Source organism: Collinsella sp. D33t1_170424_A12 (assembly GCF_015554865.1).
GTDB lineage: Bacteria > Actinomycetota > Coriobacteriia > Coriobacteriales > Coriobacteriaceae > Collinsella.
The window spans coordinates 1-6,432 of record NZ_JADNJJ010000094.1 but is presented as its reverse complement, the minus strand read 5'-3'; the positions used below and the strand labels follow the sequence as shown (position 1 = coordinate 6,432).

Sequence of the window (6,432 nt, the reverse complement as noted above, 5' to 3'; positions counted from 1 at the left end):
CTTCAACGAGAGCGCCGTCGCGCTCATCTGCGAAGATTGCGGCCACCTCGAGTGGTTCATCAACGAGGGCTGCCTGAGGTTCGCCGACCAATAGCGACGCGAGGCATGCGCTCCGTTCCACGGCGGGCAGCCCCTGTGGCCCCGCAGGCCGGCGGCGCGCCCCTTGTTACACGAGGAATGGCGCGCAAATGTACGATTATTTCGAAGAGCACCGAGTATACGTGGATATCGCCTCGTAAAACCGCAGATAGACGCATTGCCGCTTTCTCTATACTCGGCGCAAGGCAATAAAATCGTACATTTGCTCGCCGCAGCGAAAACAAGCTCGCTCCAAGCACCTTCTCGCGGTAGCGCGAGGCCGCACGACAGAAACGTGCCCGATGCCAAAGCCTGGTCGGGGCGTCACGCTCGGACGCCGCGCAACGTGAAGCGAAAATCGACCAGCAGGTCAAAAGCCCGGATACCCTACTCCCTTTTCGCGGTACCGCACGCACCAGCCCTGGCGATGTCGCCCGGAGCGGCAACCTCCAATCCCGAAAAGAACTCGACCACGGGAACGCCCAACCCGTCCGCCAGTTTGCACAGCCACTCGATCGAGGGGTTGTATTTTCCGCTTTCAAATCTGTTTAAGGCAGACCTATCGATGCCAGCGCGCTCGGCAACAAAAGTTTGAGAGCGATTCTGCTGGCTCCGTAGGCGAGCGGCGTTGACACCGATCGCCTTGTAAATAGATATGTATGCGTCATCTGCCTTCATACCAGCAATCGTATTGACATGCAGAATACGCACTGTTGTTTATAGTCGACAATTTAAGGTTTCGCGTTACACTGTTGTGGTTTATATTCCACACAGTCGACGGGACTTTCTCTATGGCTCAGCAAGTCAAATCTCGCAAGAGAGTGCAGGAGCACGGAGAGGTCTTCACCAACGAACGCGAAGTCAACGCGATGCTCGACATGGTCAAGCAGGAGACGGAGCGCATCGAGTCGCGCTTCTTGGAGCCTGCCTGCGGAAACGGTAATTTCTTAGCCGAAGTCCTGCGCCGCAAGCTCGCCGTGGTGGCGCAGCAGTACAAGAAAAGCCCGGACGACTACATGCGCTACGCCTTCGTGGCCGTGAGCAGCCTGTACGGCGTGGACATCCTGGAGGACAACGCCGAGGAATGCCGCGAGCGCCTGTACGGAATCGTCGAAGCCGAGGCGAAGCGGGCCATCAAGAAACCGGATGCGTTATTCCTCGAAGCGGTCCGCTACCTGCTGCATCAGAACATCCTGTGCGGCGACGCCCTCACCCTCAAGGATTCCAACGGCGACCCCATCACCTTTGCCGAGTGGTCGCTCGTGACCGGCGACAAGGTCAAACGCCGCGACTTCCTGCTAAGCGAGCTGCTGGACGGCAACACCGCCAAAGGCGAGACCCTCTCGCTCTTCGCGCTCGACGACGCGGGGGCCGATGGAGTCCGCGCTCATACCGATTGGGAGTACGACACCGAGATCAACGCGTACATCCCCTCTGCCATAAAGGAATACCCCCTCACCAACTACTGGGAGGTGCAGCGCTATGGCTAGCCTGCTCGAGAAGGCGTACAACCCGGACGTCTTGACCTGTCTGGCCAATCTGAGCAACGACGAGGTCTTCACGCCGCCGGAGCTCGCCAACGACGTGCTGGACATGCTGCCATCCGAGATCTGGAGCGACCCCACCATCAAGATCTTGGACCCCTGCTGCAAATCGGGCGTGTTTTTGCGCGAAGCCGCCAAGCGCTTCATCAAGGGGCTCGAGCACGTATATCCCGACCTGCAGGAACGCGTCGACCACATCATGCACGAGCAGCTCTACGGCATCGCCATCACCGAGCTCACGAGCCTGCTGGCGCGCCGCAGCCTGTACTGCAGCAAGTTCCCCAACGGGCGCTTCAGCGTTGTGGAATTCGACAGCTCCGAGGGCAACGTGCGCCACCGCACCATCCAGCACACATGGTTGAACAACCGCTGCAAATACTGCGGTGCGAGCAACGCCGAGTACGACCGCGACGCCGCACTCGAAACCCATGCGTATGAATTCATTCACGCCGACGATCCGGAAAGGATTTTGAATATGAAGTTCGATGTGATCGTCGGTAACCCGCCGTACCAGTTGAGTGATGGAGGCGGAACGGGATCGAGCGCAAAACCAATCTATAATCTCTTCGTGCAGCAAGCCAAGAAGCTAAACCCACGATTTCTCACAATGATCATCCCCTCAAGATGGTTTTCGGGAGGAAAAGGACTCGACACATTTCGAGCCGAAATGCTAACGGACAAGCACATTCGCAGAATCGTAGATTACGAAAACTTCCGCGATGTGTTCCCAGGCGTCGACTTAGCAGGAGGTGCTTGCTATTTCCTATGGGACCGAGATAACCCTGGGCTGTGCAGGTTCACTAACTTCAATCGTAAGGCGCCGATAACTGCGATCCGACCACTCGATGAATACGACATCCTTATCCGTTCGAATCAGGCATTGGACTTCATTCACAAAATCGAGTCAATCGGCTACATCCACTACCTCGATTCCGTTGTGTCATCAAGGCTTCCCTTCGGCATAACCACAACATATATTCCGAAATCCACTGGTATTCCCTGCCATTTCACGCAGAGGATCGGCATCCGGCCGGTAGACAGATGTGACATTAAAGACCCCCAGAGCTTACTTGATAAGTGGAAATTCCTGGTTCCCAAGGCCCCTATAGCCGGCCAAACGGATTTTACTAAACCAGTTGCTTTCTACTACGATGGAAACACCAGAGTGGCAAAACCTGGAGAGGTATGCTCGGAATCCTGGCTAGTTGCCGCCGCATTTGACAGCGAGGAAGAAACTCTGTCCTTCAAATCCTATCTATTGACAAAAACTTGCAGGTTTCTACTCCTCCAAACTGTGGTTTCCCAGAACATGACAAAAAAGAACTTCCGCTTTATCCCCCATCTTGAAAAATATGAGGGCGCCTACACCGACGACCGCCTTAAGTCCATGTGGGGAATTACCGATGAGGAAACGGAGTTAATCAACAGTCGAATCTGCGAAATGGGAGAAAGTCGGTCCCCCAATGCCTAGCCCCACCTTCTTCCCCGCGCGCCCGGAGGTCCATCCTTCCATCTACGCATATCGCGACAAGAATCCGGACCACGCGCATTTCCTCAAGGTCGGCTATACGGAAATCGACGTTGAACGACGCGTGGCGCAGCAGTTCCCCGTCATCCAGCCAGGTGAGGGCAAGCCGTACGAGATCGTCTTCGCCGAAAGTGCCATGCGCACGGACGGCTCCTCCTTTATGGACCATGCGGTCCATAAGCGCCTCGCCGCCAACGGCTTCGCAAACGTAGGCGGCGAGTGGTTCCGCTGCACGCCCGCCGACGTGCGCAACGCATGGCTGCAGGTCCGCGACCGCACCAGCTACGAACGCGAGCGCACCGAGGACTTCGCCATGCGCCCCGAGCAGCTCGATGCCGTCAACAAGACGGAGGCGTACTTCCGCGCCTGCGAGCAGCCGGGCAACCGCAGCGTGCCCAAGTTCCTCTGGAACGCCAAGATGCGATTCGGCAAGACCTTCGCCACCTACCAGCTCGCCCGCCGCATGAACATGAAGCGCGTGCTCGTGCTCACCTTCAAGCCGGCCGTCGAGGACGCGTGGCGCGAGGACCTGGAGAGCCATATCGACTTCGAGGGCTGGCAGTTCGTCTCGCGCGGCGCCATGGCCTACGAGGAGTGCGACCCCGCGCGCCCCATCGTATGCTTCGGCTCGTTCCAGGACTTCCTGGGCGTGGACCGCGCCACCGGCGCCATCAAACCGCGCAACGAGTGGGTCCACCTGGAGCACTGGGACCTCGTCGCCTTCGATGAATACCACTTCGGCGCCTGGCGCGACAGCGCTCAAAAGCTCTTCGCCAAGCCGGCAGACGAGGACGACGTCGTCGAATCCACCGAAAAGGAGGTGGACGCGGCATCCACGGGCAATAGCCTCGACGAGACCTGGCTGCCCATTCAGGCAGACCGCTACCTCTACCTCTCTGGAACGCCCTTCCGCGCGCTTACCTCCGGCGAGTTCATCGAGGACCAGATCTTCAACTGGACCTACTCCGACGAGCAGCAGGCCAAGCAGGACTGGGTGCAGGCGCACCCCTTCGAGCCCAACCCGTACGCCGCCCTCCCCCGCATGGTCCTCATGACCTACAAGGTGCCCGACTCCATCACCCGCGTGGCGCGCGCGGGAGAATTCGACGAGTTCGACCTCAACGTGTTCTTCTCCGCCACCGGCGAGGGCGCCGAGGCGCAGTTCAAATACAAGGACTACGTGCAGAAATGGCTCGACCTGATCCGTGGAGCGCTGGCCGAGACCACCACCGACGAGCTCAAGATGGGCGCGCAGAAGCCGGTGCTGCCCTTCAGCCACGCGGCGCTGCTCGCCAACCTCACGCACACCCTGTGGTTCCTGCCCAACGTGGCATCGTGCCACGCCATGGCGAACCTGCTGGCCGAACGGCAAAACGCGTTTTACCACGATTACCGGGTGCTGATAGCGGCGGGCTCCGACGCGGGTATCGGCCTTGAGGCCGTCGATCCCGTGCGCCGCGCCATGGGCAACCCGTTGACCACCAAGACCATCACCCTGTCGTGCGGCAAGCTCACCACCGGCGTCACCATCCGCCCGTGGACCGGCGTGTTCATGCTGCGCAACCTCAAGAGCCCCGAGACGTACTTCCAAACCGCCTTCCGCGTGCAGAGCCCTTGGACCGCCAAGGACGAGGACGGCCGCACGCAGGTCATCAAGCAGGAATGCTACGTCTTCGACTTCGCGCTCGACCGCGCGCTGGCCATGGTGTCCGATTACAGCTGCCAGCTCTCCGTGGACGAGCCCAACCCCGAGAAGAAGGTCGCGGACTTCATCAAGTTCCTGCCCGTGCTCGCCTACGACGGCAGCGCCATGCGCGAGGTGAACGCCGCGGACATCCTGGACATCGCCATGGCGGGCACCTCGGCCACGCTGCTGGCGCGCCGCTGGGAGAGCGCGCTTTTGGTCAACGTGGACAACGACACGCTGCGCCGTCTGCTCGACAACGCCGAGGCCATGCGCGCCCTCAGCAATATCGAGGGCTTCCGCAGCCTGAACGACGACATCGAGACCATCATCAACAAGTCCGAGCACGTCAAGAAGGTCAAGAAGGAGGGCGGCGAGCTTAGCAAGAAGGAGAAGAAGGAGCTCTCCGAAGAGGAGAAAGAATTCAAGAGCAAGCGCAAGCAGATCCAGGAGAAGCTGATCAAGTTCGCCACGCGCATCCCCGTGTTCATGTACCTCACCGATTACCGCGAGCAGAGCCTGAAAGAGGTCATCACGCAGCTGGAACCCGGCCTGTTCAAGAAGGTCACGGGCCTCTCGGTGAAGGACTTCGAGCTGCTGGTGTCGCTCGGGGTGTTCCGCGATTCCGTGATGAACGACGCGGTGTACAAGTTCCGCCGCTATGAGGACGCCAGCCTTTCCTACACCGGCATCGAGAAGCACAGCTACGACGCGCGCGTGGGCCTGTTCGACACCTCCCTGACCAAAGAGGACTTCGAGGAGATGGCCCGCCAGGACACGCTGTTGGACGAGACCGGACGACTGGTGAGGGCGGCTGCGGGCAACGAGTCTACAGAGGAGCGCAATCGACCTCGAAGCGGTGCCGCTAGACCTGCCGCTCCGTCCCGTCCCGTCCATGGACCCGGCGCCGCCGCGCACGTGCGTGCCGCAACGTCCTCGGCCGGCAGCGCTGGCGTGGATGCGCGCCCGCACGGTGTCACGGCATCCCACGGCGCCCCCGCCTCAAGTGACGCAGCGGCCCATGGCGCTGAGGCGGCGCACGGCGCGAGGCGGGACTGGGTCGTGGAAGCGCTCGAGGAGCGCGGACTCACCTACACCGATCTTCGCGAGACGAACCGAGGCAACCTCTGGGTGATCGGCGGCGGCGAGCTCGACGACGCGATGACGGCCCTCGCCGAGCGCGGGGCCCGCTTCGAGTTCACCTTCCGCGGCAGCCAGGCTACGAGAGGCCGCGCAGGCTGGTGGCTCGCCGGATATCCGGAGGAGCGCAAACTCGACTGGCACGAGCCGCCTGCAGTGACCGATGCCAAGCTCGACGCGCTCGAACCCGGCGACACGGTGTTCCATAAAGCCTTTGGTTACGGCGAGGTCATCGACATCGATCGAGAGGGCGGCTTCATCGAAGTGGTGCTGGGCACCGATAAACACGGACGCCCCAAGCGTCGCAAGTTCCTCTTCCCCAACGCCTTCGACCAGGGCCTGCTCACGCTATAGGCAATCCGGTCAAGATAGCCGACAGGAGGCACCTCTCAGATTGGTGCCTGTCCCTAATCTGAGAGCGGGGCGCCTCTCAGATTGGTGCCTGTCCCTAATTTGAG

General features: G+C 60.4%; 4 protein-coding genes. 3 read left to right on the top strand and 1 reads right to left on the bottom strand.

Features of this window, described 5'->3' with window-relative positions:
• Positions 1-465: 465 nt before the first annotated feature.
• Positions 466-756, bottom strand: coding sequence for a helix-turn-helix domain-containing protein (locus tag I2E26_RS04240; protein WP_147587552.1), 291 nt, complete (start codon positions 754-756; stop codon positions 466-468).
• A gap of 113 nt (positions 757-869) precedes the next feature.
• Here I2E26_RS04240 and I2E26_RS04235 point away from each other — a divergent pair, with 113 nt between their 5' ends.
• From I2E26_RS04235 to I2E26_RS04225, 3 genes are read left to right on the top strand one after another with little or no spacing between them, the layout of a single operon-like run.
• A complete protein-coding gene (locus I2E26_RS04235) occupies positions 870-1,568 on the top strand; it encodes an SAM-dependent DNA methyltransferase (RefSeq protein ID WP_147587551.1) in 699 nt (232 codons plus the stop codon).
• Positions 1,561-3,093, top strand: coding sequence for an Eco57I restriction-modification methylase domain-containing protein (locus tag I2E26_RS04230; protein WP_195419727.1), 1,533 nt, complete (start codon positions 1,561-1,563; stop codon positions 3,091-3,093). Before I2E26_RS04235 ends, I2E26_RS04230 begins: the two co-directional genes overlap by 8 nt.
• Positions 3,086-6,328, top strand: a complete 3,243-nt coding sequence (locus I2E26_RS04225; RefSeq protein ID WP_195419726.1) for a GIY-YIG nuclease family protein — start codon at positions 3,086-3,088, stop codon at positions 6,326-6,328. The genes I2E26_RS04230 and I2E26_RS04225 overlap by 8 nt, the downstream gene beginning before the upstream one ends.
• Positions 6,329-6,432: the final 104 nt, after the last annotated feature.